The 25706-nt window shown below is 71.2% G+C and carries 23 protein-coding genes; 11 read left to right on the top strand and 12 right to left on the bottom strand.

Going from position 1 to position 25706, the window contains the following annotated elements:
• Nucleotides 1–4 precede the first annotated feature (4 nt).
• A complete protein-coding gene (locus SACTE_RS16020) occupies nt 5–1312 on the bottom strand; it encodes an MFS transporter (protein WP_014047081.1) in 1308 nt (435 codons plus the stop codon).
• Nucleotides 1309–1992 (bottom strand): GntR family transcriptional regulator, encoded by a 684-nt coding sequence (locus SACTE_RS16025; RefSeq protein ID WP_014047082.1) that lies wholly within the window; start codon nt 1990–1992, stop codon nt 1309–1311. Before SACTE_RS16025 ends, SACTE_RS16020 begins: the two co-directional genes overlap by 4 nt.
• A gap of 295 nt (nt 1993–2287) precedes the next feature.
• Between SACTE_RS16025 and SACTE_RS16030 the strand changes: the two genes are divergently transcribed.
• Nucleotides 2288–3139, top strand: a complete 852-nt coding sequence (locus SACTE_RS16030; RefSeq protein WP_050986410.1) for a serine hydrolase — start codon at nt 2288–2290, stop codon at nt 3137–3139.
• 69 nt (nt 3140–3208) lie between these two features.
• Here the strand turns inward: SACTE_RS16030 and SACTE_RS16035 are convergent, their stop codons facing one another.
• Together SACTE_RS16035 and SACTE_RS16040 are read right to left on the bottom strand one after the other, a co-directional pair.
• A complete protein-coding gene (locus SACTE_RS16035; RefSeq protein ID WP_014047084.1) occupies nt 3209–3391 on the bottom strand; it encodes a DUF397 domain-containing protein in 183 nt (60 codons plus the stop codon).
• A 2-nt stretch (nt 3392–3393) separates the two neighbouring features.
• Nucleotides 3394–4272, bottom strand: a complete 879-nt coding sequence (locus SACTE_RS16040) for a helix-turn-helix transcriptional regulator (protein ID WP_014047085.1) — start codon at nt 4270–4272, stop codon at nt 3394–3396.
• Between the two features lie 236 nt (nt 4273–4508).
• Here SACTE_RS16040 and SACTE_RS16045 point away from each other — a divergent pair, with 236 nt between their 5' ends.
• Nucleotides 4509–5018, top strand: coding sequence for an ATP-binding protein (locus SACTE_RS16045; protein WP_014047086.1), 510 nt, complete (start codon nt 4509–4511; stop codon nt 5016–5018).
• Here the strand turns inward: SACTE_RS16045 and SACTE_RS16050 are convergent.
• Genes SACTE_RS16050 through pdhA form a run of 3 tightly spaced genes read right to left on the bottom strand, consistent with a single transcriptional unit; the run spans nt 5005 to nt 8560 of the window.
• Nucleotides 5005–6417 carry a 2-oxo acid dehydrogenase subunit E2 gene (locus SACTE_RS16050; protein WP_014047087.1) on the bottom strand — a complete coding sequence of 471 codons (1413 nt, stop codon included), beginning with the start codon at nt 6415–6417 and terminating at the stop codon, nt 5005–5007. The genes SACTE_RS16045 and SACTE_RS16050 overlap by 14 nt on opposite strands.
• A gap of 11 nt (nt 6418–6428) precedes the next feature.
• A complete protein-coding gene (locus tag SACTE_RS16055) occupies nt 6429–7409 on the bottom strand; it encodes an alpha-ketoacid dehydrogenase subunit beta (protein ID WP_014047088.1) in 981 nt (326 codons plus the stop codon).
• A 2-nt stretch (nt 7410–7411) separates the two neighbouring features.
• The gene (pdhA, locus tag SACTE_RS16060) at nt 7412–8560 is read right to left on the bottom strand and encodes a pyruvate dehydrogenase (acetyl-transferring) E1 component subunit alpha (protein ID WP_014047089.1); all 1149 of its coding nucleotides are present in this window, start codon (nt 8558–8560) and stop codon (nt 7412–7414) included.
• Between the two features lie 346 nt (nt 8561–8906).
• Between pdhA and SACTE_RS16065 the strand changes: the two genes are divergently transcribed.
• The 3 genes from SACTE_RS16065 to SACTE_RS16075 all read left to right on the top strand — a co-directional run bounded on the left by SACTE_RS16065 (nt 8907) and on the right by SACTE_RS16075 (nt 11316).
• Nucleotides 8907–9563 carry a response regulator transcription factor gene (locus SACTE_RS16065; protein ID WP_014047090.1) on the top strand — a complete coding sequence of 219 codons (657 nt, stop codon included), beginning with the start codon at nt 8907–8909 and terminating at the stop codon, nt 9561–9563.
• A 270-nt stretch (nt 9564–9833) separates the two neighbouring features.
• Nucleotides 9834–10229: a pyridoxamine 5'-phosphate oxidase family protein gene (locus tag SACTE_RS16070; protein ID WP_226995168.1), complete on the top strand. Its 396-nt coding sequence runs from the start codon at nt 9834–9836 to the stop codon at nt 10227–10229.
• An 82-nt stretch (nt 10230–10311) separates the two neighbouring features.
• A complete protein-coding gene (locus SACTE_RS16075; protein WP_019992511.1) occupies nt 10312–11316 on the top strand; it encodes a phosphotransferase in 1005 nt (334 codons plus the stop codon).
• Nucleotides 11317–11332: 16 nt separating this feature from the next.
• Here the strand turns inward: SACTE_RS16075 and SACTE_RS16080 are convergent, their stop codons facing one another.
• Nucleotides 11333–12958, bottom strand: a complete 1626-nt coding sequence (locus SACTE_RS16080; RefSeq protein ID WP_014047093.1) for a protein kinase — start codon at nt 12956–12958, stop codon at nt 11333–11335.
• Nucleotides 12959–13232: 274 nt separating this feature from the next.
• Between SACTE_RS16080 and SACTE_RS16085 the strand changes: the two genes are divergently transcribed.
• The 6 genes from SACTE_RS16085 (at nt 13233) to SACTE_RS16110 (ending at nt 20616) form a co-directional block, all read left to right on the top strand.
• Complete coding sequence (locus SACTE_RS16085; protein ID WP_014047094.1) at nt 13233–14867, top strand: protein kinase; 1635 nt, start codon at nt 13233–13235, stop codon at nt 14865–14867.
• 391 nt (nt 14868–15258) lie between these two features.
• Nucleotides 15259–15555, top strand: coding sequence for a hypothetical protein (locus SACTE_RS16090; protein ID WP_014047095.1), 297 nt, complete (start codon nt 15259–15261; stop codon nt 15553–15555).
• A gap of 65 nt (nt 15556–15620) precedes the next feature.
• Nucleotides 15621–16232 carry a PadR family transcriptional regulator gene (locus SACTE_RS16095; protein WP_014047096.1) on the top strand — a complete coding sequence of 204 codons (612 nt, stop codon included), beginning with the start codon at nt 15621–15623 and terminating at the stop codon, nt 16230–16232.
• A 72-nt stretch (nt 16233–16304) separates the two neighbouring features.
• On the top strand, nt 16305–17069 hold the full coding sequence (locus SACTE_RS16100) for an ABC transporter ATP-binding protein (RefSeq protein ID WP_014047097.1): 765 nt from the start codon (nt 16305–16307) through the stop codon (nt 17067–17069).
• On the top strand, nt 17066–19936 hold the full coding sequence (locus SACTE_RS16105; protein WP_014047098.1) for an FtsX-like permease family protein: 2871 nt from the start codon (nt 17066–17068) through the stop codon (nt 19934–19936). Before SACTE_RS16100 ends, SACTE_RS16105 begins: the two co-directional genes overlap by 4 nt.
• Nucleotides 19937–20064: 128 nt before the next feature.
• Nucleotides 20065–20616, top strand: a complete 552-nt coding sequence (locus SACTE_RS16110; RefSeq protein WP_014047099.1) for a bacterial proteasome activator family protein — start codon at nt 20065–20067, stop codon at nt 20614–20616.
• Between the two features lie 215 nt (nt 20617–20831).
• Here SACTE_RS16110 and SACTE_RS16115 read toward each other — a convergent pair whose 3' ends face one another.
• The 4 genes from SACTE_RS16115 to SACTE_RS16130 form a co-directional block, all read right to left on the bottom strand.
• The gene (locus tag SACTE_RS16115) at nt 20832–21818 is read right to left on the bottom strand and encodes an NAD(P)H-quinone oxidoreductase (protein WP_014047100.1); all 987 of its coding nucleotides are present in this window, start codon (nt 21816–21818) and stop codon (nt 20832–20834) included.
• 103 nt (nt 21819–21921) lie between these two features.
• Nucleotides 21922–23064 (bottom strand): potassium channel family protein, encoded by a 1143-nt coding sequence (locus SACTE_RS16120; RefSeq protein ID WP_037758275.1) that lies wholly within the window; start codon nt 23062–23064, stop codon nt 21922–21924.
• Complete coding sequence (locus SACTE_RS16125) at nt 23022–24701, bottom strand: molybdopterin molybdotransferase MoeA (protein ID WP_014047102.1); 1680 nt, start codon at nt 24699–24701, stop codon at nt 23022–23024. Before SACTE_RS16125 ends, SACTE_RS16120 begins: the two co-directional genes overlap by 43 nt.
• The gene (locus SACTE_RS16130; protein WP_014047103.1) at nt 24698–25570 is read right to left on the bottom strand and encodes an NTP transferase domain-containing protein; all 873 of its coding nucleotides are present in this window, start codon (nt 25568–25570) and stop codon (nt 24698–24700) included. Before SACTE_RS16130 ends, SACTE_RS16125 begins: the two co-directional genes overlap by 4 nt.
• Between the last annotated feature and the right edge of the window lie 136 nt (nt 25571–25706).

The following is a 25706-nucleotide window of genomic DNA, read 5'->3' on the forward strand; positions in this document are numbered from 1 at the left end:
CACCTCACGCGGGTACGTGCACGGCTTCCACCCGGCTGACCACGTGGTGGTCGCGTTCACGCGCCGTGGCGCGGGAGTGCAGACGCAGGATCTGGACGACGCCGAGCGCCTCCAGGACGAAGACCGAGGCGAACGCGATGCGGTAGTTGTCCCCCGTCGCGTCCAGCAGGACCCCGATCGCGAACAGCGTGGTCATCGAGGCGATGAAGCCGCCCATGTTGACGATCCCCGAGGCGGTGCCCTGGCGCTCCGGTGGATTGGCGGGCCGGCCGAAGTCGAAGCCGATCATCGAGGCCGGCCCGCAGGCTCCGAGCACCACGCACAGGGTGACCAGCAGCCCCATCGGCGCGTGGTCCCCGGGGTAGAAGATCGCGGAGGCCCAGAGCAGGGCCGTCATGGCCACCGTCCCGAGGGCGAGCGGGGCCCGTGCCGCGTGGTGCCGGGCGATGATCTGCCCGTAGACGAGCCCCACCACCATGTTGGAGAGCACCACCAGAGTGAGCAGCTCACCGGCGGTCCCCCGGCTCAGCCCCTGCGCCTCGACCAGGAACGGCATGCCCCACAGCAGCAGGAAGACCATGCCGGGGAACTGGGTCGTGAAGTGCACCCACATCCCCAGCCGGGTGCCCGGTTCACGCCAGGAGGCCGCGATCTGCTTCCGCACGAACGCCGCTCCGGCGTGCTCGGCGGGCGGCGGTTCATGGCCCTCGGGGTGGTCCTTCAGGAAGAGCAGCATGACCACCAGCACCACCACACCCGCCAGCGAACTGCCGACGAAGGTGGTGGTCCAGCCGTAGCCGTGCAGCGCGCGGGCGATGACGAGCGTCGAGACGAGGTTGCCGGCCATCCCGAACAGGGCGGCGACCTGGCCGATCATGGGGCCGCGGCGGGCCGGGAACCAACGGGAGCCCAGCCGCAGGACACTGATGAAGGTCATCGCGTCCCCGCAGCCGAGCAGCGCGCGGGAGGCGAGCGCCATGCCGTACGAGGGGGAGAGCGCGAAGCCCAGTTGCCCCAGGGTGAAGAGCACGGCACCGAGCGCGAGGACCTTCTTGGTGCCGAGGCGGTCGACCATCAGGCCGACGGGTATCTGCATGCCCGCGTAGACCAGCAGTTGGAGGATCGAGAACGTCGACAGGGCCGAGGCGTTGACGTCGAACCGGTCAGCGGCGTCGAGTCCGGCGACCCCCAGACTCGTACGGAAGATGATGGCGACGAAGTAGACGGCGACACCGATGCCCCAGATCCAGACGGCACGCCGGCCGCCGGGCGGATCACCGGGCAGCGCCAGGCCGGGAGCGGCAGACGTCATCGGTCCTCACCCCGCACCAGCACCCTGACCCGGCTGACGTGGCGGCGCACGACCTGGGCGGCACCCTCCGCGTCACCGGACCGGATCGCGTCGAGCAGCTCACCGTGCTCCGTGATGTTGGCGGCGATCCTCCCGGGATGTGCCTCCATCACGGCGACACCCATCCGCAACTGACGGTCGCGGAGCTGGTCGTAGAGGCGCGAGAGGATCTCGTTGCCCGCGTGACGCACGATCTCGGCGTGGAAGCAGCGGTCCTTGACGGACACGGCGGCCAGATCCCCCTCCTCCGCGAGCTGCCGCTGCTCCTCCAGAAGCTGCTCCAGCCGGGCGATGAGCCGCGGAGAGGCGGGGACCGCCTTGCGGGCGGCGAACTCCTCGACCAGCAGCCGGGTCTCCACCACGTCCGAGATCTCCTGCGCGGAGACGGCGAGCACCAGCGCGCCCTTCTTCGGGTAGAGCTTGATCAGCCCTTCGACCTCCAGGCGCAGCAGCGCCTCCCGTACGGGCGTGCGGGAGACCCCGACGGCCTCGGCGAGATCGCCCTCGGTGAGGAGCGTTCCGCCCTCGTAGCGGCGGTCCAGGACCGCTTCCTTGATGTGGGTGTAGACCCGCTCGGCGGCGGGAGGACGCTTGGCGGGCGGCGGCGAGTGGGGGGCGGGGGCCGGAGGAGCAGCAGGCATGCACACAGCATAGATACAACAGGGACGCGCAGGTTCCCCACGTCCGGATTCTGGACCGCGGCGTCCCCGGCCGGGCAGCTTCCGGCCCGGCCGCCCTCCCTTCCGCCGGCAGATCTGGACGGATGCATCACCAAGCACCCGCACATTCACCCGTCCGTGTGTACAGCCTCCCGGCCGCCTCATGAGTCTCACCACTGAGCGCACCGCTCTGTGCGGGCGCCTGGCAGACACATTTGGAGCGTTGACCTTGATACACGGCATTACGGGCGCACGTCGCGCATCGGTCGCGACCGTGATCGCCCTGACGGCGGGAGCACTGCTCGCGGGCGGGGCTTTCGCCTCCGGGGCCCAGGCCGCGGCACCGCCGACGCCCTCGATCACCGCCAAGGGCGGGTTCGTGATGAACAACGGCACGGCGAAGGCCCTGTACAGCAAGGCCGCCGACACCCGGCGTCCGACCGGTTCCACCACGAAGATAATGACCGCCAAGGTGGTGCTGGCCCAGAAGAACCTGAATCTGGACTCCAAGGTCACGATCCAGAAGGCGTACAGCGACTACATCGTCTCCAAGAACGCCTCGTCGGCCCGGCTGATCGTCGGCGACAAGGTGACGGTGCGCCAGCTCCTGTACGGCCTCATGCTGCCGTCCGGCTGTGACGCGGCCTACGCGCTCGCCGACAAGTTCGGTTCCGGCAGCACCCGCGCGGCCCGCGTGAAGTCCTTCATCGGCAAGATGAACGCGAGCGCCAAGAGCCTCGGTCTGAAGAACACGCACTTCGACTCGTTCGACGGCATCGGCAGCGGCTCGAACTACTCGACCCCGCGCGACCTGACGAAGCTCGCGAGCAACGCGATGAAGAACTCCACGTTCCGCACCGTCGTGAAGACGAAGTCGACGAAGCAGAAGGTCACGACCAAGAGCGGCGGCTACCGCTACATGGCGTGGGACAACACCAACCCGCTGCTGGGCGGTTACAGCGGCGCGATCGGGGTCAAGACCGGCTCGGGACCGACCGCCAAGTACTGCCTGGTCTTCGCCGCGACCCGGAACGGCAAGACGGTCATCGGCACGGTGCTGACGTCGTCCTCGGTGAGCTCCCGGACGAGCGACGCGAAGAAGCTGCTGGACTACGGGTTCAAGAAGTAGCCGACGGCCGTACGGAGGAGGGGCCCGGCCCGCGCACTCGCTTGCGCGGACCGGGCCCCTCCGTCGCGCCTACGGCTGCCGGCGCAGGTCGGCCGTGAAGGCGTCCCAGGCGGCGGGGGTGACGGTGACGTGCGGGCCGCCGGGCCGCTTGGAGTCGCGGACGGCGACGGTACGGGGGATGTTGCGGGCTACTTCGACGCACTCGCCGTTGCCGCTGCTGTAGCTGGACTTGACGAACTCGAAGTGGGGCACGACTACAACTCCTTGCGAATACGCTCCATCAGAGCGATGGAATCGCGGGGAGCGAGTCCGCTTCGAGCAATGCGGCCGAACGTGACATTGTGACGCGCGGCGTCCGTCTCGCTCTCCAGCCACAGCGTAGACGAAGTCGTGTCCATGTAAACCACGTCCAAAGCACCGGGTTCGGCGAACGATACGACGCTGAATGCGCTGGTCATGCCCGGATGCGACCCCGCGAGGAACGGGACAACCTGCACCGTGACATTTGGCTCAGCGGCAGCCTCGATGAGACGTGCCAATTGCGCACGCATCACCTCACGGCCACCGACCAGTTGACGGAGGGCCCCTTCTCCGACGATCGCCCACAGGGCGAGCGGGTTGGCGTCCCCCAGACGCGCCTGCCGGGCGATCTTCGCCTCGACAAAGCGCTCGATCTCCTCCGGGTCGTCCCACTCCGCGTTACCGACCGCGAGCGCCCGCGCGTAGTCCGGGGTCTGTAGGAGCCCAGGCACGAAGGCCACCTGCCAGGTCCTGACGGCCGTCGCGATGTCTTCGAGCGCAACGTATTCGACCAGCGAGCGCAGCTCCGGATACTGGTTCCACCAGCCTTTCGCCTTACGGCGCTCGCGGTCCAGCCGTGCCACCTCCAGCAGGCGACCGACAAGCTTCGCGTCATCGACACCGTAGAACTCGCAGAGAGTACGGATGTCCGGGTCCCTCATCGGGACCCACCCCCGTTCCATCTTCACGATCTTCGAGTTGGTCGCGCTGATGACCTGGGCCGCCTCCTGCTGCGTCTTCCCGGACGCATCCCGCAGACGCAGCAGCTCACTACCGAGCCTGCGTGCCAGGACAGTTGACGACCGATTACCTTGCCGCGTCGCTCCGTTCACCGCATCAGTGTCCCGCCTCCCGGATCCAGTCGTCGACCACGCTCCCCCATTGGGGACACTTGTCCCCGTTTCACTTGCACCCAACTCACGAGGTCGCTACGTTCAGCACGCACCCGCTCGCTCAGCGGAACCGAACGGCGGAAGTGCACCGCCCTGCCCTGCTCCGGGCCGCCCCCGGCCCCCACACCGCAGGCCCCGGCATCGCCACCGCCCGCACCCCACGGAGGCACGCGTCCATGACCGCAGCCCAGGAAATCCCCGCACCCGACCCCGTCCTCCGCCGGGACCGGCTCGACTACACCCCCACCTCACGCAGCGTGTCCCTCTGCCGGCACCGGGCCGCCCGGCTCGTCGCGCAGTGGGGGCACCCGGAACTGGCCTGTGACACCGCGCTGCTGGTCAGCGAGTTGGCGACGAACGCCCTGCTGCACGGCTCGCTGCGGGGCCGCCTCTTCCGCGTGGAGTTGACCCTCACCGCGGCCACGCTCCGGATCGCGGTGAGTGATCCACGCGGGGAGCGGCTGCCGGGGCTGCGGGCGGCGGCGGACGACGAGTGCTACGGGCGGGGCCTCGTGGTCGTGGCGCAGCTCGCCGACGACTGGGGCGTCGAGCCGCGTGCCGTGGGCAAGACGGTCTACGCCGAACTCTCCCTGCGGCGACCGGCGCCGGACATGGCGATGGGCCCGCACGCCCTCCGCGCGGGCCCACCCGTCACACCTACCGCCGGGGCCGTCAGGCCCAGGTGATCAACCGCTTCGGCTGTTCCAGGATCGCCGCGACGTCCGCGAGGACCTTGGAGCCGAGCTCGCCGTCGACCAGTCGGTGGTCGAACGACAACGCCAGCGTGGTCACCTGACGCGGCTTCACCTTGCCCTTGTGGACCCACGGCTGGAGCTTGATGGCGCCGACCGCGAGGATCGCCGACTCGCCGGGGTTGAGGATCGGCGTGCCGGTGTCGACACCGAAGACGCCGACGTTGGTGATGGTCACCGTGCCGCCCGCCATGGCGGCGGGGGACGTCCGGCCCTCGCGGGCGGTGGAGACCAGCTCGCCCAGGGCCCCGGCCAGCTCCGGGAGGGTCTTCTCGTGCGCGTCCTTGATGTTCGGCACGATCAGGCCGCGCGGGGTGGCCGCGGCGATGCCCAGGTTGACGTAGTGCTTCTGGACGATCTCCTGGGCAGCCTCGTCCCAGGCGGCGTTGACGGCCGGGTTGCGCTTGATCGCGACCAGGAGGGCCTTGGCGATGATGAGGAGCGGGTTGACCCGCACCCCCGCCATGTCCTTGTCCTCCTTGAGCTCCGCCACCAGCTTCATCGTGCGCGTCACGTCGACGGTGACGAACTCGGTGACGTGCGGCGCGGTGAAGGCGCTGCCGACCATGGCCTGGGCGATGGCCTTGCGTACGCCCTTGACCGGGATGCGGGTCTCCCGGGCGCCCTGGGCGGCTGCCGGGGCGGGGCTCACGGCCGCTGCCGGCTCCTCGACGGCGGGCGCGGGCTGCTCGGGCGTGGCCGGGGTGGCGGCCGCGTGGACGTCGTCGCGGGTGATGATGCCGCCCTCGCCGGTCGGGGTGACCGTGGCGAGGTCGATCCCGAGGTCCTTGGCCAGCTTGCGCACCGGCGGCTTGGCCAGCGGCCTGCCCTCCGGCACCGGCGAAGGGGCGGGGGCCACGGGGGCGCGGCCGTTCAGCTCGGCCTGGACCGCGGCGGCGGCCGGGCCGGGGACCTCGGCGCCCTTGCGGGCCCGCCGCTTGGTGGAGCTCTCGGCCACGCCGTACCCGACGAGCACCGGCTGGCGGCCCTTGGGGGCCTCCTCGGCCTCGGGCTCCGGTACGGCCTCCTGCACGGGTTCCGGTTCGGCCGGGGCGTCACCGCTGCCGGGCGCCACGTCCACCGCGATGATCACCTCGCCGACGTCGACGGTGGTGCCCTCGGGAAAGCGCAGCTCGTGCACGACCCCGTCGAACGGGATCGGCAGCTCGACCGCGGCCTTGGCCGTCTCGACCTCGCACACCACCTGGCCGTCGGTCACGGTGTCGCCGGGCTGGACGAACCACTTGAGGATTTCGGCCTCGGTCAGTCCTTCGCCCACATCGGGCATCTTGAACTCACGGAAGCGAGCAGACGTTTCGGTCATCGTCGTCACGACCCCTCTCCTCAGTACGCCAGCGAGCGGTCGACGGCGTCGAGCACCCGGTCCAGGCCGGGCAGGTACTCGTCCTCCAGCCGGGCCGGCGGGTACGGGACGTGGTAGCCGCCGACCCGTAGCACCGGGGCCTCCAGGTGGTAGAAGCAGCGCTCGGTGATCCGTGCGGCGATCTCGGCGCCGGAGCCGTAGAACACCGGTGCCTCGTGGACCACGACCAGCCGGCCGGTCTTCTCGACCGACGCCTGCACGGCGTCGAAGTCGATCGGGGACATCGACCGCAGGTCCAGGACCTCGATCGACTTGCCCTCCTCCTGGGCGGCCGAGGCGGCCTCCAGGCAGACCTTCACCATCGGGCCGTAGGCGACGAGCGTGAGATCGGTGCCCTCTCGGACGGTGGCGGCGCTGTGCAGCGAGCCCGGGATGGCCTCGGTGTCCAGCTCGCCCTTGTCCCAGTAGCGCCGCTTCGGCTCGAAGAAGATGACCGGGTCATCGCTCTGCACGGCCTGCTGCATCATCCAGTAGGCGTCGCTCGCGTTGGACGGCGAGACGACCTTCAGCCCGGCCACGTGCGCGAACAGCGCCTCGGGCGACTCGCTGTGGTGCTCGACGGCCCCGATGCCGCCGCCGTAGGGGATACGGACGACGACGGGCAGCTTGATCTTGCCGAGCGCGCGGGCGTGCATCTTGGCGAGCTGCGTGACGATCTGGTCGTACGCCGGGAAGACGAAGCCGTCGAACTGGATCTCCACGACCGGACGGTAGCCGCGCAGGGCCAGGCCGATCGCCGTGCCGACGATGCCCGACTCGGCGAGCGGCGTGTCGATGACGCGGTCCTCGCCGAAGTCCTTCTGGAGCCCGTCCGTGATGCGGAAGACACCGCCGAGCTTACCGACGTCCTCACCCATGATCAGGACCTTGGGGTCCGTCTCCAGGGCCTTGCGCAGCGACTCGTTGAGCGCCTTGGCGATGGACATTTTCTGGGCGGCCATGGCTAGTTGCCCTCCTCGGCGAACGATGCCTGGTAGGCGGCGAACTGGGCGCGCTCCTCGTCGACGAGCGGGCTGCCGTCGGCGTAGGCGTGGTCGAAGATGGCCAGCCGGTCCGGGTCGGGCATCGCTCGTACGGCTTCGCGCACCCGCTTGCCGAGGGCCTCGCTCTCCTCGTCCAGCGCGGTGAAGTACGCGGCGTCGGCGAGGTCCTGCTTCTCCAGGTAGGTGCGCAGCCGCAGGATCGGGTCCCTCGCCTCCCACGCGGCCCGCTCCTCGTCCGCCCGGTACTTGGTCGGGTCGTCGGAGGTGGTGTGGGCGCCCATCCGGTAGGTGAAGGCCTCGACGAGGGTCGGACCCTCGCCCCGGCGGGCACGCTCCAGCGCCGACCTCGTGACGGCCAGGCACGCCAGGACGTCGTTGCCGTCGACCCGGACACCGGGGAAGCCGTAGCCCTGGGCGCGCTGGTAGAGGGGCACCCGGGTCTGCCGCTCGGTCGGCTCGGAGATCGCCCACTGGTTGTTCTGGCAGAAGAAGACGACGGGGGCGTTGTAGACGGCGGAGAAGGTGAAGGACTCCGCGACGTCACCCTGGCTGGAGGCGCCGTCACCGAAGTACGCGATCACGGCCGAGTCCGCGCCGTCCTTGGCGACGCCCATGGCGTAGCCGGTGGCGTGCAGGGTCTGCGAGCCGATGACGATCGTGTACAGGTGGAAGTTGTTGCTGTTCGGGTCCCAGCCGCCGTGGTTCACGCCGCGGAACATGCCGAGCAGGTTGGTGGGATCGACCCCGCGGCACCAGGCGACGCCGTGCTCCCGGTAGGTCGGGAAGACGTAGTCGTCGTCGCGCAGCGCCCGGCCGGAGCCGATCTGCGCGGCCTCCTGGCCCAGCAGCGAGGCCCACAGGCCCAGCTCGCCCTGCCGCTGCAACGCGGTCGCCTCGGCGTCGAAGCGGCGGGTCAGGACCATGTCCCGGTACAGGCCGCGCAGCTCGTCGCCGCTCAGGTCGATCGTGTAGTCAGGGTGCTCGACACGCTCACCCTCCGGCGTCAGCAGCTGTACGAGCTGCGGCTCGGATTTCTGTGGCGTCTTCGCGGCGCTGGTCCGCTTGCTGCTGCGTCGCGGTTTGCGCGCGGCAGTGCTCTCCACGGTCACGTGCGTGCTCCTCCGTCGGTCCGGCCCCCGGGATGGCCGGGAACCAGTGCGGCTCGCCTGTGTCCGTTACCCGTGCACGGGGTGGGTGCCCTCGGCCGGAAACAGGCGTGACAGGTGCCCCGGCGAGCGCCCTGTCATAAGCACGTTACCCAGTGCGTCGCATAACTGCGAAACACCCTGTGACCTGCGATTTTGCTTGGATTTCCAAGTAAATCGAAAAAATCGCGAAGCCTTGCTGGTCACAGCACTGATAACAGCCCCCGAGGCCGCCGGAACAACGGCACGTTATCCCGGCCGTCACCGCCAGGGAAGGGCGGACGGGAAAGGAGTGTGTGAGACTTCGTTTGTGCGTGAAGACGGAAAAATCACTGTATTCCTGCTCGACGACCACGAAGTCGTCCGCCGCGGAGTCCATGAGCTGCTCTCCGTCGAGGAGGACATCGAGGTCGTCGGCGAGGCGGGCACCGCCGCGGACGCCCTGGCACGCATCCCGGCGACGCGGCCGGACGTGGCGATCCTGGACGTGCGGCTGCCGGACGGCAGCGGCGTGGAGGTCTGCCGCGAGGTCCGCTCCGGGGACGAGGGCATCAAGTGTCTGATGCTGACCTCCTACGCCGACGACGAGGCGCTGTTCGACGCGATCATGGCCGGGGCCTCGGGTTACGTCCTCAAGGCGATCCGCGGCAACGAGCTGCTGAGCGCCGTACGCGACGTGGCGGCCGGAAAGTCCCTGCTCGACCCGGTCGCGACCGCGCGGGTGCTGGAACGGCTCCGCGAGGGGAAGAGCGGGGGCGACGACCGGCTGGCCGGTCTGACGGAACAGGAACGCAAGATCCTCGACCTCATCGGCGAGGGCCTGACGAACCGGGTCATCGGCGAGCGGCTGCACCTCGCCGAGAAGACGATCAAGAACTACGTCTCCAGCCTGCTGGCCAAGCTGGGCATGGAGCGCCGCTCCCAGGCGGCCGCGTACGTGGCCAGGCTCCAGGCCGAGAAGCGCTGAGCGACGCCGCGGGGACTTTGGTCCCGGTCCTCTCGGGGCCGCCGACTCTTACGCGGTTCCTACGGCTACCGGACAGTGGGAGCCATGCTTTCTCCCCGCCCCTTCGGCCCCGGCACCGACAGCGGTTCCGGCTCCGCTTCCCGGCCCGCCGACGCGACCGGACCCGGCGGTGGTCCCGTTCCGGATCCGGGCGCCGGGCCGTGTACCGGCTCCGGCCCGGCCGACTGTTCGGGTTCCGGTTCCGCCTCGGTCGCCGACGGGCGGAGGGCGATGGAGCTGCTTGCCCAGGTGCGTCACGGCCGGCTGGCCGCGAGCATGCGGGCCCTGCCCCTCCTGGCCGTGGCCAGGCACCAGGTGATCGAGGGCCGGGTGTTCCTGCGGCTGCACAGGGGGCTGGGCTACCACGAGTGCTGCGACGGCAACGTCATCGCGTACGGGGCGGACAACGTCGGCTTCCCCGGGCTCCCCGCGTCGTCCGGCACCGACGGCCTGTGGGCGGTGCAGTGCACGGGCCCCGCCGAACTCACCGAACCCACGCCCGGTCAGCGGGATCTCTTCGGGGCCGGGCCGCTCGAAGTGAACGGCGAGCCCTTCGATCCGGTGTACCTCCGACTCGATCCCCACGTGGTGCGTATGCACACTCTCGCCTACGACGCAAGTCCGTAAAACCGGCCACTCAGGGTCACCTAACATGTGGCGAGTGCTGCGCTCATCTGTGACTTTTCCACCTGTTCCTCCGGTCGGCGAGGTGCTGCGCCGCTACCCCCGGGCCGGTGAGCCCCTCGCCTGCGAGCCGCTCACCAAGGGGCTCCTGAACCACGGCTACCGGGTCTCCACCACCCGCGGGACGTTCTTCCTCAAGCACCACCTCGACAAGCACCACCTCGACGACGCCAGCGGTGACCACGCCACCATCGTCCGGCAGCACCGTGCGACCCAGCAGCTGCACTCGTTGGGCGTCCCGGTCGCCCCGCCCCTCGCGGACACGGACGGTGACACGGTGACCGTCATCGAAGGCCGTCGCTATGCCCTGCACCCGTGGGTCGACGGGCTCCACCGGGACGGCACCCAGCTGACGACCGCCCAGTCCCGGCGGCTCGGAGCACTGCTCGGCGCCGTGCACACGGGCCTGGAGCAGGTCATGGAGGAGGCCCCGCCGCCGGCCGGACGGGGGCAGAGCCCGGACCCCGCCGACACCTTCGCGCTGATCGACGACCTGCTGGCGTCCGCCTCCGCGCACGGCACGGGCCCCCGGGACGCCTTCGACGAACTCGCCGTGCACCGGCTGGTGGAACGCCGCGCCCTGCTGGAACAGCACGCCCACCGCCGCCCGCCCCCGCCCGGTGAGCCGGCACGCGGCTGGGTGCACGGCGACTTCCATCCGCTGAACCTGCTCTACCGGGGGCCCGACCCGGTGGCGATCGTGGACTGGGACCGACTCGGCGTGCAGCCACGGGCGGAGGAGGCGGTGCGGGCCGCGGTCATCTTCTTCGTCCGGCCGGACGGGGAACTGGCCCTGGAGAAGGTGCGGGCGTACGCCCGCGCCTACCGGCGCTCGGCCGGGGCTTCCGCGGCCGAACTCGCGTCCGCGGTGCACCGGGTGTGGTGGGAGCGGCTGAACGACTTCTGGATACTGAGCTGGCGCTACCGCCTGCACGACCGCAGGGCCGACCCGCAGTTCCCTGCGGTGTCGGCCCTGGCGGTGTGGTGGACACGCGCCTACGACGCGGTCAGCGAGGCCTTCACGGGGTGAGGCCGGGCGCCCGCACCTACGGGGTCGTGCCGGTGCCGGTGGTGGTGTTGCCGGCCGCCGCGCCCGCCGCGGCCCCGGCGGCGGTACCCGTTCCGGTGGTGGTGTTGCCCTCGGTCGTACCGCCGTTGGCCGGGTCACCGCTCTCGCCGGTGTCGCCGGAGTCGCCCTCCGACCCGCCGTCGTCGCCGGAGCCGCCCTCCGTCGCCGTACCGCCGTCACTCGTGCCCGGGTCGGGTGAGCTCGTGGGCTCCGTCGGTTCCTGGGTCGGCTTGGTCGGGGTGTAGGACGGCTCGTAGGACGGCTGCCGGGTGCGCCAGTTCTGGTCGCCCGTGGAGTTCTCCGGCTCCTCGGTCGCCTCGTCCGTCGCCTCGTCCGTCGGCTTCGCCGAGGACGCGTCGGGCGAGGGCGAGACCGTCGTGGTGGGGGAGGACGGCTTCTTCTCGCCACTGCTGTCGTTCCCCGCCTTCACGGCGAACGCCACACCGGCCGCGATCGCGACGAGGGCGAGCACGACGAAGAGCACCATCTTGCCGCGGCCGCCGCCGCCGCTCTGATGGCTGCCGGTGTACGCCCCGTCGTCGGGGTTCATCGGCGGCAGGATCGGGCCCTGCGAGGTGTCACCGTGCATCGGGTGCGCCATGGCGGCCGTGCCGCCGCCCATGTGCATCGCCGCGGTGTGGCCGCCGCCGTCGTTCGCCATGACCGGGCCGGTGTTCCACGTGCCGGTGTGACCGCCCTGGACCTGGAGCATCTGCAGGGAGTACTGGACCAGGCCGCGCATCTCCTCGGCGCTCTGGAACCGGTCGTCCGGCTCCTTGGCCAGGGAGCGCATGACCATGCCGTCCAGCTCGGGCGGCACGGCGTCGTAGACGTCGGACGGCGGGACCGGGATGTCCTGCACGTGCTGGTACACCACCGACAGCGGCGTCTCGCCGGTGAACGGCGGTCGCATGGCGAGGAGTTCGTAGAGCAGGCAGCCGGTGGCGTACAGGTCGGAGCGGTGGTCGACCGCCTTGCCGAGCGCCTGTTCCGGGGAGAGGTACTGGGGCGTCCCCATGACCATGCCGGTCTGCGTCATCGTCGACTGGGCACCGTGCAGCGCACGGGCGATGCCGAAGTCCATCACCTTGACGGCACCGGAGTTGGTGATGATCACGTTCGCCGGCTTGATGTCCCGGTGCACGATGCCGTGCTGGTGCGAGTACGCGAGCGCCTCCAGCACCCCCGAGACGATGATCAGCGCCTGCTCCGGCGGCGGGGCCTCGGCACTGATCAGGAGGTCGCGGATGGTGCGCCCCTCGACCAGCTCCATCACGATGTACGGCACGGTCGCGCCGCCCACGACGTCCTCGCCGGAGTCGTACACGGCGACGATCGCATGGTGGTTGAGCCCGGCGACCGACTGCGCCTCGCGTGTGAAGCGGGCCTTGGAAACAGGGTCCTCGGCGAGGTCGGAGCGGAGCAGCTTCACCGCGACGGTGCGTCCCAGACGCACGTCCTCCGCGGCGAACACCTCCGCCATACCGCCCCGGCCGAGCCGGTGGGTCATGCGGTAACGGCCGTCTCCGACGACACCATCGACACCCCAGGAGTCGGTGCCATCCGAAACTCCGCCGCCGTTTGCTTCGGAATCGGGTGCCATCAGTCCTCGCCGTCGTATCTGTCCACGCGTCCGCGGGTTCTCACGGTGTGCTGCATTGCCACGTCACGCTACAGCCTCCGGCCCGCACACCGATTCCGAGAGGGACGGGTCATCCAATCGGCTGGCGCGCCGCCTGCGCAAATCCGATGCGTTTCCTGTAACGCTTCCGAGACGCTTCTTGTGCGTAGGGTCACGGAACGGGCACCCGGCTTGACGTGTCGGACCCCTCGGGCAGACTTGGCCTGTAACAGGGATCACCAGGGGGATGCAGTTCATGAGCCAGGACGCGCACGGAACGCAGGGGCGGTACGCGGGCGGTTCCGTGGCCGGGGGCCGCTACCAGCTGCGCGATCTGCTCGGCGAGGGCGGTATGGCCTCCGTCTACCTGGCCTACGACTCGGCGCTCGACCGCCAGGTCGCCATCAAGACCCTGCACACGGAGCTGGGACGCGAGCAGTCCTTCCGTGAGCGCTTCCGGCGCGAGGCCCAGGCGGTCGCCAAACTCCAGCACACCAACATCGTCTCGGTGTTCGACACGGGCGAGGACGAGCTCGGCGGCGCGCTGATGCCGTACATCGTCATGGAGTACGTCGAGGGGCAGCCGCTCGGCTCCGTACTCCAGGCGGACATCCGGCAGTTCGGCGCGATGCCCGCCGAGAAGGCGCTCAAGGTGACGGCCGACGTGCTCGCCGCCCTGGAGACCAGCCACGAGATGGGCCTGGTGCACCGGGACATCAAGCCCGGCAACGTCATGATGACCAAGCGCGGTGTGGTCAAGGTCATGGACTTCGGCATCGCCCGCGCCATGCAGTCCGGCGTCACCTCCATGACCCAGACGGGCATGGTCGTCGGCACCCCGCAGTACCTCTCCCCCGAACAGGCCCTGGGACGCGGGGTGGACGCGCGCTCCGACCTCTACTCGGTCGGCATCATGCTCTTCCAACTCCTCACGGGCCGGATCCCGTTCGACGCGGACTCGCCGCTCGCCATCGCGTACGCGCATGTGCAGGAGGAGCCGGTCGCGCCGTCCAGCATCAACCGGTCGGTCACACCCGCGATGGACGCCCTCGTCGCCCGCGCCCTGAAGAAGAATCCGAACGAGCGCTTCCCCAGCGCCGCCGCGATGCAGGACGAGATCACCCGCGTCCTGAACGCGGGCGGCCACGCGGGCGCCCCGGCGATCGTCGCCGGCGGCGGCCCGGCGAACAGCGGCGCGGGGGTCGGCTCGGCGGTCTTCCCGCCCGTCGACCAGGCGGCACCGGCCCCGCACGGCGTCCAGACGCCCTACCAGCCGCAGCCGCACCAGCCGGGCCCGTACGCTCCCACGCCCGCGCCCACCCCGGGGTACGGATACCCGCAGGCACCCCAGCCCTACGGGACGCCGCCCGCCCACCTCGCGCACCAGACCCCGGCGCCCTACACGATGTCCCCGCAGCCCACGGTGAGCGGTGCGGGGGGCGGGAGCGGTTCCTCGCGGAGCAAGTGGATCGTCGTGGGGTCGGCCCTGGTGGCCCTGGTCGCGGTGGGCAGCCTGATCGGCGCGCTGGTGATGAACAACGACGACTCCGAGAACGGCAAGGACGGCGACCCCGGGACCAGCGGTTCCGTGGCGGACGGCGAGCACAAGCCGCCGGAGCGCAACCGGACGATGAAGACCGACCAGTGCACGGACGCGACGGAGGACACCAACGATCCGGCGAAGGTCCAGGCGCCCAACTTCATCTACAAGGACATCCTTTCGGCGAGGGCGTGCATCGACGCCGCCGGATGGACGGTCAAGGTGATCGAGATCCCGGGCAACACGTACGCCGAGGACCAGGTCATCGACCAGTTCCCGACCACAGGGACCGCCGTGGCCGAGCGGGGCGCGCACTTCGAGCTCCGCATCGCCACGGGCGACCCTGCCTGATCCGACGAGGTGACCCGGCCTGCTCCGCCGAGGCGGCTCGGCCTGCTCCGCCGAGGCGGCTCGGGTCGCTCATGAGGGCGGGGTCCGGCGCTGCCGGTGGCTCCCCCGACGGCCGGTGGCTCCCCCGTCGGCCGGTGGCTGCATCCAGGATGCCGGACATATCCGTGCATGTGACCCTGATCCCATGCCTCCAGGACTCCTGGCTTCACGGCCGTCACAGTGCGTGGCCTGTCTGGTGATGGCGGCGGGGGTGGCACTCGGCCCCGCGACCACGGCGGCGTGTGCCTCTGAGCACGCCCCGGCCGCCGGCCTCCGCGCGGCCCTTCAGGCCCCCGCCTCCCCTTCCCCCCACGGCTCCGCTTCTTCCTCCGCTTCCACGGACGAGGCGCCCATGGCCGGACGGTCGGCCGCAGAGGGGCGGGCGCGCCCCGGGAGGTCGCTGGCACCCTCGGAGGTCGCGCCCACCGGGACTCCGGCCGACGAGGTCCCGCCGGAGGACGAACCGGGCGAGGCGCCCGCGTACACCCCGCCGCCCGGCGCGTTCCCCGAGCCGGGGCGGACGGCGCGCGAGCGGGCGATGAGCCGCCCGGCCGTGCGCCACGTGAAGCAGGTCCTGCTCGGGACGGGGATCGTCCTGGTCGGGCTGGGGACGGGGTTTCTGGCCATCCGTATGCGCCGCGCCAACTGACCCCCCTTTGTCCGCGCTCCCCGGAAGGCTTGCGGTGGCGAGCATACTCGGTATACATACTCAGTATGTCGATCCGTCACGGGCTTCTGGCCCTTCTGGAACGGGGGCCTCGGTACGGCTCCCAGCTCCGCACCGAATTCGAGTCCCGCACGGGCTCCACCTGGCCGCTGAACGTCGGCCAGGTCTACACGACGCTCAGCCGGCTGGAACGTGACGGCATGGTCACCCAGGACGGCGAGGACGACGCCGGACACACGCTCTACTCGATCACCGACGACGGCCGCACCGAGCTGCGCAACTGGTTCGGGACGCCCGTCGACCGCAGCCACCCGCCCAGGGACGAGCTGGCCATCAAGCTCGCCATGGCCGTGGGGGCGCCCGGGGTCGACATCCGGGCCGTCATCCAGTCACAGCGCAGCCACACGCTGAAGGCCATGCAGGACTACACGCGGCTGAAGGCACAGGCGCTCGCCGACGTCCCCTCGGACCGCGACGAGGTGGCCTGGCTGCTCGTGGTGGAACAGCTGATCTTCCAGGCCGAGGCGGAGGCCCGGTGGCTGGACCACTGCGAGTCCCGCCTCGTACGCCTCGCCGAGGCCGCCGCCACGGAGCCCCCCGCCCGTCCTGCTACGCCCGCCGTACGCCGGACCACGCGGGCCGAGGGGTCCCGCCGCTGACCGGGGGCCGGCTCGGCCCCGCACCTGCGTACCGCGTCTTCCGTACTTCTTCCTCAGGGGGAACCACCCGCCATGCCCTTGTCCGTCCCTGCCCCGTCCACCGGTCCGTCCGTGGACGGGCCGGTCCTCGAACTGCGGGCGCTGACCCGTACCCACGGCTCCGGTGCCGCGGAGGTGCACGCCCTGCGGGGCATCGACCTGTCCGTGCGCACCGGCGAGCTCGTCGCCGTCATGGGACCCTCCGGCTCCGGCAAGTCCACCCTCCTGACCCTGGCCGGCGGGCTCGACACCGCGACCAGCGGCCAGGTCGTCATCGAGGGCCAGGACCTCTCCACGCTGGGCCACCGAGGGCTCGCCGCCCTGCGCCGCCGCAGCGTGGGCTACGTCTTCCAGGACTACAACCTGATACCCGCCCTCACCGCGGCGGAGAACATCGCCCTGCCCCGGGAGCTGGACGGCGTCTCCGTCCGCAAGGCGCGCAAGGAGGCCGTGGCCGCTCTGGAGGAGATGGGCCTGGCCGACGTCGCCGACCGCTTCCCGGACGAGATGTCCGGCGGCCAGCAGCAGCGGGTCGCCATCGCACGCGCCCTCGTCGGCGACCGGCGCCTGGTGCTCGCCGACGAACCCACCGGGGCCCTCGACTCCGAGACCGGTGAAACCGTCCTGGCCCTGCTCCGCAACCGCTGTGACCAGGGGGCGGCCGGCGTGATGGTGACGCACGAGCCCCGGTACGCGGCCTGGGCGGACCGGGTCGTCTTCCTCCGGGACGGCTCGGTCGTGGACCAGACGCTGTCCGCCCGGGCCGAGTCGCTGCTCACCGCGGAGGGGGCCGAGTGAGCCTCCTCTCCGGCTGGCGCGCCGCCCTGCGGATCGCCCGGCGCGACGCCCTGCGGTCCAAGGGCCGCAGCGCCCTCGTCGTCGCCATGATCGCCCTGCCGGTCCTCGGGGTCACGGCCGCCGACGTCACGTACCGCAGCTCCACGCCCAGCAAGGCTGAGCAGCTGACGGCCCAGCTGGGATCGGCGGACGCGTTGTTCAGCTCGGCGGGCATCGGCCCCGTCGAGGTGGAGCAGATGCCCAACGCCACGAACTGGGGCGCACTGGACGACAGCCCGGCCGAACCGTACGCCGCCGCCGCCGACGCCGACTCCGCCCCCGTCGACGTACCGGGCACGCTCCCCGAGGGCGCCCGGTACATCACCGAGCAGGGCGTGCCCGCCACGGTCACCACCCGGCACGGCATCATCACCACCGACATCGTCGAACTGCGCACCGCGGATCCGCTCGTCCGGGGCAAGGTCGAGCTGACGAAGGGGTCCTACCCGGACGGCAAGGACCAGGTCGTGGCGACCGAGCACTTCCTGAAGTCGACGGGGCTCCACATCGGCTCCCGCACGACGCTGCGCGGTCCCGAGCAGACGTACACGATCACCGGGAGCGTGGAACTGCCCGCCGATCTGTGGCGGGAAGCGCTGTACGCCGATCCGGGGGCGGTCATCGCGCCCTGGCAGGCCGCGTCCGACCGGGACAAGAAGGTGGTGCCGCCCCAGGTCGGTGACATGACCTGGCTGGTCGAGGGACCGGCCGGAGTCGGAGTCCCCTGGTCCGACGTGCTCACGGCCAACAAGAAGGGGGTCCTGGTGCTGTCCCGCCAGGTCGTCCTCGACCCGCCGCCCGACTCGGAGATACCGAGGGCCGCGCATGCCGGGCAGAGCTTCGAGCCGATCGAGCTGGAGCTGAGTGCCGCCCTGGTGACCGTCATCGCCATGGCCGTCCTGGAGATCGTCCTGCTGGCCGGTCCCGCCTTCGCCGTCGGTGCCCGCCGCTCCCGCAGACAGCTCGGCCTCGTCGGCACCTGCGGCGGCGACCGGAGTCAGGTACGGGCCGTGGTCCTGGCCGGCGGTGTGGTCCTCGGCGGAGTCGGCGCCACCGCCGGGGTCGCCGCGGGCATCGGGCTGACAGCCGCCTTCCGTCCGCTGATCGAGAGCTGGTCCGGGATCCGGTTCGGCGCCCTCGACATCCGTCCGCCGGAGCTGCTGGCCATCGCCGCGATCGGCCTCGTCACCGGGGTACTCGCGGCCCTGGCCCCCGCGATCGTGGCCGGCCGGCAGTCGGTGCTGGAGTCGCTCACCGGCCGTCGCGGAACACGCCGGAGCTCCCGCGTGCTCCCGCTGCTGGGCTGCGTGGCACTGGTGAGCGGCGTGGCCGTTGCCGTCCTCGGCGGCACGAGCGGCGACACGGCGATGATCGCCGGCGGGTCCGTGGTCGCGGAGCTCGGGCTGCTCGCCTGCGTCCCGGTCATCGTCGGCTTCCTGGGCCGGCTGGGCACCCGGCTGCCGCTCTCCCCCCGGATGGCCCTGCGCGACGCCGCCCGCAACCGTGGACGTACGGCTCCGGCGGTGGCCGCGGTGATGGCGGCGGTCGCGGGAACCATGGCCATCGCCACGTACACGACCAGCGTGTCGGCGGAACACGACTACGACTACATCCCCATGCTCACCCCCGGCACGGTGGCCCTGGTTCTGTCGGACGCGTCGGGCGTCGACCAGCTGCCCCTGGCCCGTGCCGCCACCGAACGGAACCTGGCCGTCACCGGAGCCCGTGCCGACTTCGGGCGGGTCTGGGCCGGGTCCGACTGCTCCGTGTACTTCGAGAAGGAGAACGACTGCGGCTCGCTCGACATGGTCAAGCCGAAGGGCGAGAGCCATCGCTGCCCGCTGCAGGGTGCCGGCGCCAAGAAGCTCGCCGAGACCCTCTCCGCCGACGAGCACAAGAGGCTGATGCGGTCCCCGGCCTGCACGGACGAGTACCTGGACATGTCCGCGTTCGACACGGGAAGCAGCAAGATCGTCGTGGGGGGAGCCGAGGTGCTCACCTCGTACGTCCGGCTCGACGACCCCGCGGCGGCCGAGGCGCTGGCCGCCGGCACGCCTGTGCTCCTCAACTCGGCGTACGCGGAGAACGGCGAGGTCACCCTCAAGGCCGTCCACAGGTACAGCGACCAGGACGAGAAGAACCGGAAACCGCACCCGGGCAAGGCCGAGGTCACCACGGACCGGCTGAAGGTGTACGTCGCCCCCGCGAAGTACGCCGCCACCCCGGGAATCCGGATGATCATGCCGCAGAAGACCGCGGACCGGCTCGGTCTGCACACGGCGCCCTACGGCAGCCTCTACACCGTCGCGCACACGCCGACGGATGCCGAGACGCAGGCCGTGTCGGCCTCCTTCACGCAGGCCGGAGGCCGCTTCTACCTTCAGGCGGAGCACGGCGGGGCCGCCCGGGAGGACGTGGTCCTGCTGATCCTCGCCCTGTTCGCAGGCATCGTGACGCTGGGAGCCGCCGCGATCACGACCGGGCTCGCCAAGGCCGACGCGGAGGCCGACCTGACCACGCTCAGCGCGGTGGGGGCGCCCCCGCGGCTGCGGCGCACGCTCTCCGGATTCCAGTGTGTGGTGGTCGCGCTCACCGGGGTCCTGCTCGGCACGGTGGCCGGTGTCGTGCCCGCGGTGGCCCTGCGTCTGGTCGACCTGAGCAAGGCCATGGAGGCGATGCGGGAGCAGCCCATGGACTCGGCCTACACGCCGATCGTGCTGCCGTGGGAGACCCTCGGGCTGCTGGCCGTGGTCGTGCCGGTGACGGCCGGGCTGCTCGCCGCCTTGTTCGCCGGGTCGCGCCTGACCCTGACCCGGAGGGCCGGGTAGGCGGGCCCCGGCGCCTCGTGGGGCCGGGGCGGGTTCGACCGGCTGTTCAGGTGCCCCCGGGAAAGGTGGATCATGCTTTTCCGGGGGCACCACCATGACGTACGGCTCGTGTGCGAGACAATGGCGACATGGAGATGCCGAGGAATGACCGGTCGCAGGAGCACCCCCAAGTCCTCGTGGTGGGGCAGGACGGAATGGCCATCGGCGGCGGTGGTGGCGGTGACGAAGAGTCGCGCGAGGTCCCGGTGACGGAGATGGTCGAGCAGCCCGCGAAGGTCATGCGCATCGGCAGCATGATCAAGCAGCTTCTGGAAGAGGTCAGGGCGGCTCCTCTCGACGAGGCGAGCCGGGTGCGGCTGAAGGAGATCCACGCGGGCTCCGTGAAGGAGCTGGAGGACGGCCTGGCGCCCGAGCTGGTCGAGGAGCTGGAACGCCTCTCGCTGCCGTTCACCGAGGACTCCATCCCTTCCGAGGCGGAGCTGCGGATCGCGCAGGCCCAGCTGGTCGGCTGGCTGGAAGGCCTGTTCCACGGCATCCAGACGGCTCTGTTCGCCCAGCAGATGGCGGCCCGCGCGCAGCTTGAGCAGATGCGGCGTGCCCTTCCCCCGGGCGCACTCCACGAGGAGGACCAGGACGGCCCCGACCCGCACGGTCCGGCGCGCTCCGGCCCGTACCTGTAACCACGCGTACGCCGCACGTGTGTTCCGTGTGCGGCGTACGTGGCGAGGCCCGGCACACATGGTGTGCCGGGCCTCGGTGTGCGTCGGCCGGTGTGGGCGCCGGGTCGGGCCGATGTGCGCCGGGCCGCTGTGTGTGTCCGGGGCTACGGGGGCGGCTCTGCGGCCGTGCTCGGGCTCAGGCCGCCGTGCTCGGGCTCAGGCCCCCGTACTCGGGCTCAGGCCGCAGGGGTCTGGAGGAGCACCTTGCCGATGTGGGTGCTCGACTCCAGCACCCGGTGGGCCTCCGCCGCGTCCGCCATCGGCAGTGTGCGGTCCACGATCGGCCGGACGACGCCGTCGGCGATCAGCGGCCAGACGTGTTCCCGTACGGCCGCGATGATCGCCGCCTTCTCCGCGAGCGGCCGACTCCGCAGCGAGGTCGCCGTGACGGCGGCCCGCTTGGTGAGCAGGGCGTTCAGGTTCAGCTCGCCCTTGGCGCCGCCCTGGAGGCCGATGATCGCCAGTCGGCCGTTGACCGCGAGAGCCCGGACGTTCCGGTCCAGGTACTTGGCCCCGACGATGTCGAGGATGACGTCCGCGCCCACGCCGTCCGTCGCCTGGCGAAGCTCCTCCACGAAGTCCTGTTCGCGGTAGTCGATGAGGATGTCGGCCCCCAGCTCCTTGCACCGGGCCAGCTTCTCGGGGCCGCCCGCCGTCACCGCGACGCGCGCGCCGACGGCCTTGGCGAGCTGGATCGCCATGGTGCCGATTCCGCTGGACCCGCCGTGGACCAGCAGGGTCTCGCCAGGGCGCAGGTGGGCCACCATGAAGACGTTGGACCAGACGGTCGCGGTCACCTCGGGCAGCGCCGCGGCAACCGTCAGATCGACCCCCTCGGGCACGGGCAGCAGTTGGCCGGACGGCACGGCGACCTTCTCCGCGTAGCCGCCCCCCGCGAGCAGACCACACACCTCGTCGCCCACGGACCAGCCGGTCACCCCCGGGCCGAGCGCCGCGACCCGACCCGCGCATTCGAGACCGGGGTAGGGAGAGGCACCCGGAGGCGGGTTGTAGAAGCCCTGCCGCTGGAGAACATCGGCCCGGTTGACCGCGCTGGACACGACCTCGACGAGGACTTCGCCCTCGCCTGGTACGGGATCAGGGACCTCGGCCCATACGAGCGCCTCGGGGCCACCGGGTTCGGGGATCGTGATCGCATACATGGGCGCGAGGCTACTCCGTGCGGCGCCCAGGAGCGTTCAGACCTGCCTGCGGGTCCCGGTCGGGCCGCTCCACGCCCGCTCCACGCCCTCGGCGCTTCCCTCCCTACGGTCGCGGGTTGGACTGCGGAGGATGGGCCACCTGCGGGCCTGCGGGCGGAGATGCGCGCACGATGGTGATCAACCGGTCCGTCAGCTGGAGCGGGCTCGCCGCCGGATCGTCGTAACCCAGCAGCCGGTGACCACGGAGCACGCTGACCACCAGGTCACCGGTCTCCCGGACGTTCTTGCCCACCTCGGCCTTTATCACCGGCCGTTCGACGAGGTCGAGCCCGCTGCCCTGCTGGATGAGGTCCTCCATCACCGTGCCCGCGCTGGGACTCAGGACGGACAGGCCGAGCAGACGGCCCGCCGCACTCGCGCTGGTGATCACGGCGTCGGCACCCGACTGACGCAGCAGCGGCGCGTTCTCCTCCTCGCGCACGGCTGCCACGATCTTCGCACCCCGGTTGAGCTGGCGAGCGGTCAGCGCCACAAGCACCGCGGTGTCGTCTCGCTGGGTGGCGATGATGACCTGCCGCGCCTTCTGGACCTCTGCCCGCAACAGCACGTCGCTGCGCGTCGCATCACCCAGCACACCGACGAACCCCTCGGCATTGGCGGCTTCGATCACCTTGCCGGCGGGGTCGACGATGACGATCTGTTCTTTCCTCAGGCCTGTGGCACAGAGTGTCTGGATCGCCGAGCGGCCCTTCGTGCCGAAACCGACGACAACGGTGTGTTCACGCAAGTTGGATCTCCAACGGTTCAGCCGGAAGTCCTCCCGGGTCCGCTCTGTCAGGACCTCAAGGGTGGTGCCGACCAAGATGATCAGGAAGAGCACGCGCAACGGCGTCACCAGCACGACGTTGACCAGCCTGGCCGGATCGCTGTAGGGGACGATGTCGCCGTAACCGGTCGTCGACAGGGTCACCGTCGCGTAGTAGACGGCGTCGAGGAAGTCGACCTTGCTGTCGGCGTTGTCGTGGTACCCGTCCCGGTCCGCCCAGACGATGAACACCGTGACGGCCAGCACCGTGAGGGCCATCGCGAGCCGTTTGGCGACCTGGCGGAGCGGTCGGTCCACCACACGCCGGGGCAGAAGCACCCGCGTGGGTACGACGTGCTCGTCGGCGCGCCTGGCCATCGCATCGTGGCCGGGAAGTTTCACGTGAAACACCCTTCCGTCCACGGCGCTGCCGAGGTCCACGGTAGATCGAGGATCTCCACCTCGGTGCCGGACCGTACCCCGCCCGGAGGCACCACGGCCAGTCCGTCGGCGGCGGCGACCCCCCGAAGCATGGCAGGCCCGTTGTAATGCAGGGGAACGACGCTGTCCGCACGGTGGACGACGGGGATCAGCCGGGTGTCGTGCGGGTGGCCCTGCACCTCTTCGTACACGGGCGGACGGTACGCGTCCGGAGCCGGGCGCCCGGCCATGCCCCGCAGCAGAGGCTCGGCCAGCGTCAGCAGCCCGGACACGGCGGCGAGCGGATTGCCGGGCAGGCCCACCACGCAGGGCCCACCGCCCGGTAGCCGCGCCAGGAGCATCGGATGGCCGGGACGCACCGACACCCCGTCCACCAGCAGTTCCGCTCCGACTGCGGCGAGCACCGGGTGGACGTGGTCGACGGGTCCGGAGGCGGTTCCACCGGTGGTGAGGACGAGGTCGGCGTCCGACGTGGTCAGGGCATGCCGGAGCGCTTCCGCGTCGTCGCCGAGTCGCCGGGGAGCACTGACCTCGGCGCCCAGCGAACGGAGCCAGGGGCCCAACATCGGACCGAGGGCGTCCCGGATCAGCCCGTCGTGGGGGAGGCCGGCGGTGAGGAGCTCGTCGCCCAGGACGAGGACGTCCACGCGGGGACGGGGCACGCCCACCAGCGCGTCGTACCCGGCTGCTGCCGCCAGCCCGAGCACCGGCGGGGTCACTACGGCTCCCACGGGGAGAAGTTGGTCACCGGAACGGCATTCCTGGCCACGCGGGCGGATGTCCTGGCCCGGTACGACATCGCGGGTGGCATGGAGCCTCCCCTTCGCCTCGTCGAGCCGCGCGTGTTCACTCCGGATGACGGCGGTGGCCTCGGCCGGGATGCGGGCTCCGGTGGCGATGCGGACCGTCTGCCCGTCGAGGAGCGGTTCCGCGGCGCCGCACCCGGCGAGGAGCCCTTCGCCGTTCCGTACGGTCCAGGGTCCGGGCCCGGCGACGACCCAGCCGTCCATGGCGGACGTGTCGAAGGACGGCAGATCGGTGAGCGCCACCACCGCTTCGGCCAGGACGTGGCCGAGGGCGCGGTCCAGAGGCAGGCGGTGGGCGGCGAGGGGTACGGCACGGCCCAACCGCTCCGCCAGTGCGCGCGCCTCACGCCATGGGGTCTCGGAGTGCGCGCGGGGAGCAGTGCTGGGGGTGTGGTGGGTGTGGGAGGCGCCGGGGGTGTGGTGGGTGCTGGGGGTGTGATGGGCTGCCGCGTCCGGGGACGGCGGGGCGGGCGGGGGCGAGCTCGATTCCGGTGTTCCGGCTGAGGCCGGTGTTCCGGCTGAGGCCGGTGTTCCGGCTGAGGCCGGTGTTCCGGCTGAGGCCGGTGTTCCGGCTGAGGCCGGTCTGGTTCGGGCCTGCGTGGTATGGGGCGTCGTGGTGTGGGTCTGCGTGGTGTGGGGGTCCGACGCCCGACGTCCTCGGCCCACGAGCGCCAGGGCCTGTTCCACGGCCCGCTCCTCGGCGGCCCGTGCTTCGGCGGCCCGCTCCTCGGCGGCCCGTGCTTCGGCGGCCCGTGTCTCGGCAGTCACCTTCCCGGCAGCCCCTCCGGAGGACGGTCGCGGGCCGGAGGCCTCGCCTCCACGCGCGGTCATGGAGTGCCGGTCTCTCCGCCGGCCTCTGTTTCTTCCTCCCACCTCAGGGCGAGCGCGGCGGCCTTGCGAGCGGCCTCGGCCACCGCCTCGGCTGCGGCATCAGGGCTCTGCCCTCTGCTTGCCGCCGCCGCGTACCCCACCAGGAAGGTGGTCAGCGGCGCGGCAGGCCGGGCGACGCCGTGCGCGGCGTCACGGGCGAGGTCGAGCAGGACATCGGTGTCGACTTCGAGTTCGATGCCCAGCTCGTTCTTGACTGCGGTGATCCATTCGTCCAGCACGGTCCCATGCTCCCTGATGCGTGCGCGGGCGGTGGCGAGGTCCTCCCAGGTGTCGCAGTCGAACGAGGCGAGCGGCCCCGCCTCGACGCGGGCCATGGCCAGCTCGGCGGTCAGCAGCCGCAGAGGAAGTCCGGCGAGGCTGCCGTGTTCGGTGGCCAGGAGCGCCAGTTCCCGGCGGAGCGGCTCGGCGCGGTAGGCCGCGACGAGAGGCTGGTCCCTGCCGCCGGGATCGGTGCACATGGCCCCCTCCCAGGCGCCTGTTCCCGCTTCCGTCAGCAACGAGCGGACGGTTTCCTCGGCCAGGAACGGCAGATCGGCGGAGAGCACCAGGATCCTGTCCCCGGCCGTCTGCCGCACACCGGCGTCCAGAGCGGCCAACGGCCCACCGCCTGCGGGAGCTTCGCGCGTCCATACGACCGGACGCCGGGTGGGCCTGCGCCCGCCCACCACCACCGTGGTCCCGGCATCGGCACAGACGGCGAGCACCCGGTCGAGCAGGGAACGCCCCCCTACCCGCAGCCCTGGTTTGTCGGCGCCACCGAGCCGCCTCGCGGCCCCGCCGGCGAGAACGATGGCGTCATACGCGGTCATGCCCCGAGTATGCGTGCCCCTCATGCCCCCGAAGCCGACCGGGGTAGGAAACACCGGGGTAGGAAACCCATGACCGCACCGGCCCCCGAAGGTCCGACGACCGGCAGCCGACGACCGTCAACCAGCCGCCTGCGCA

The organism is Streptomyces sp. SirexAA-E (genome assembly GCF_000177195.2).
Taxonomy (GTDB): domain Bacteria; phylum Actinomycetota; class Actinomycetes; order Streptomycetales; family Streptomycetaceae; genus Streptomyces; species Streptomyces flavovirens.

Coding starts and splice junctions, on each gene's coding strand:
- SACTE_RS16020 (WP_014047081.1), bottom strand. CDS start 1,312: ATGACGTCTGCCGCTCCCGGCCTGGCGCTGCCCGGTGATCCGCCCGGC.
- SACTE_RS16025 (WP_014047082.1), bottom strand. CDS start 1,992: ATGCCTGCTGCTCCTCCGGCCCCCGCCCCCCACTCGCCGCCGCCCGCC.
- SACTE_RS16045 (WP_014047086.1), top strand. CDS start 4,509: ATGACCGCAGCCCAGGAAATCCCCGCACCCGACCCCGTCCTCCGCCGG.
- SACTE_RS16055 (WP_014047088.1), bottom strand. CDS start 7,409: ATGGCCGCCCAGAAAATGTCCATCGCCAAGGCGCTCAACGAGTCGCTG.
- SACTE_RS16070 (WP_226995168.1), top strand. CDS start 9,834: ATGGAGCTGCTTGCCCAGGTGCGTCACGGCCGGCTGGCCGCGAGCATG.
- SACTE_RS16080 (WP_014047093.1), bottom strand. CDS start 12,958: ATGGCACCCGATTCCGAAGCAAACGGCGGCGGAGTTTCGGATGGCACC.
- SACTE_RS16085 (WP_014047094.1), top strand. CDS start 13,233: ATGAGCCAGGACGCGCACGGAACGCAGGGGCGGTACGCGGGCGGTTCC.
- SACTE_RS16090 (WP_014047095.1), top strand. CDS start 15,259: ATGGCCGGACGGTCGGCCGCAGAGGGGCGGGCGCGCCCCGGGAGGTCG.
- SACTE_RS16095 (WP_014047096.1), top strand. CDS start 15,621: ATGTCGATCCGTCACGGGCTTCTGGCCCTTCTGGAACGGGGGCCTCGG.
- SACTE_RS16100 (WP_014047097.1), top strand. CDS start 16,305: ATGCCCTTGTCCGTCCCTGCCCCGTCCACCGGTCCGTCCGTGGACGGG.
- SACTE_RS16110 (WP_014047099.1), top strand. CDS start 20,065: ATGGAGATGCCGAGGAATGACCGGTCGCAGGAGCACCCCCAAGTCCTC.
- SACTE_RS16115 (WP_014047100.1), bottom strand. CDS start 21,818: ATGTATGCGATCACGATCCCCGAACCCGGTGGCCCCGAGGCGCTCGTA.
- SACTE_RS16125 (WP_014047102.1), bottom strand. CDS start 24,701: ATGACCGCGCGTGGAGGCGAGGCCTCCGGCCCGCGACCGTCCTCCGGA.
- SACTE_RS16130 (WP_014047103.1), bottom strand. CDS start 25,570: ATGACCGCGTATGACGCCATCGTTCTCGCCGGCGGGGCCGCGAGGCGG.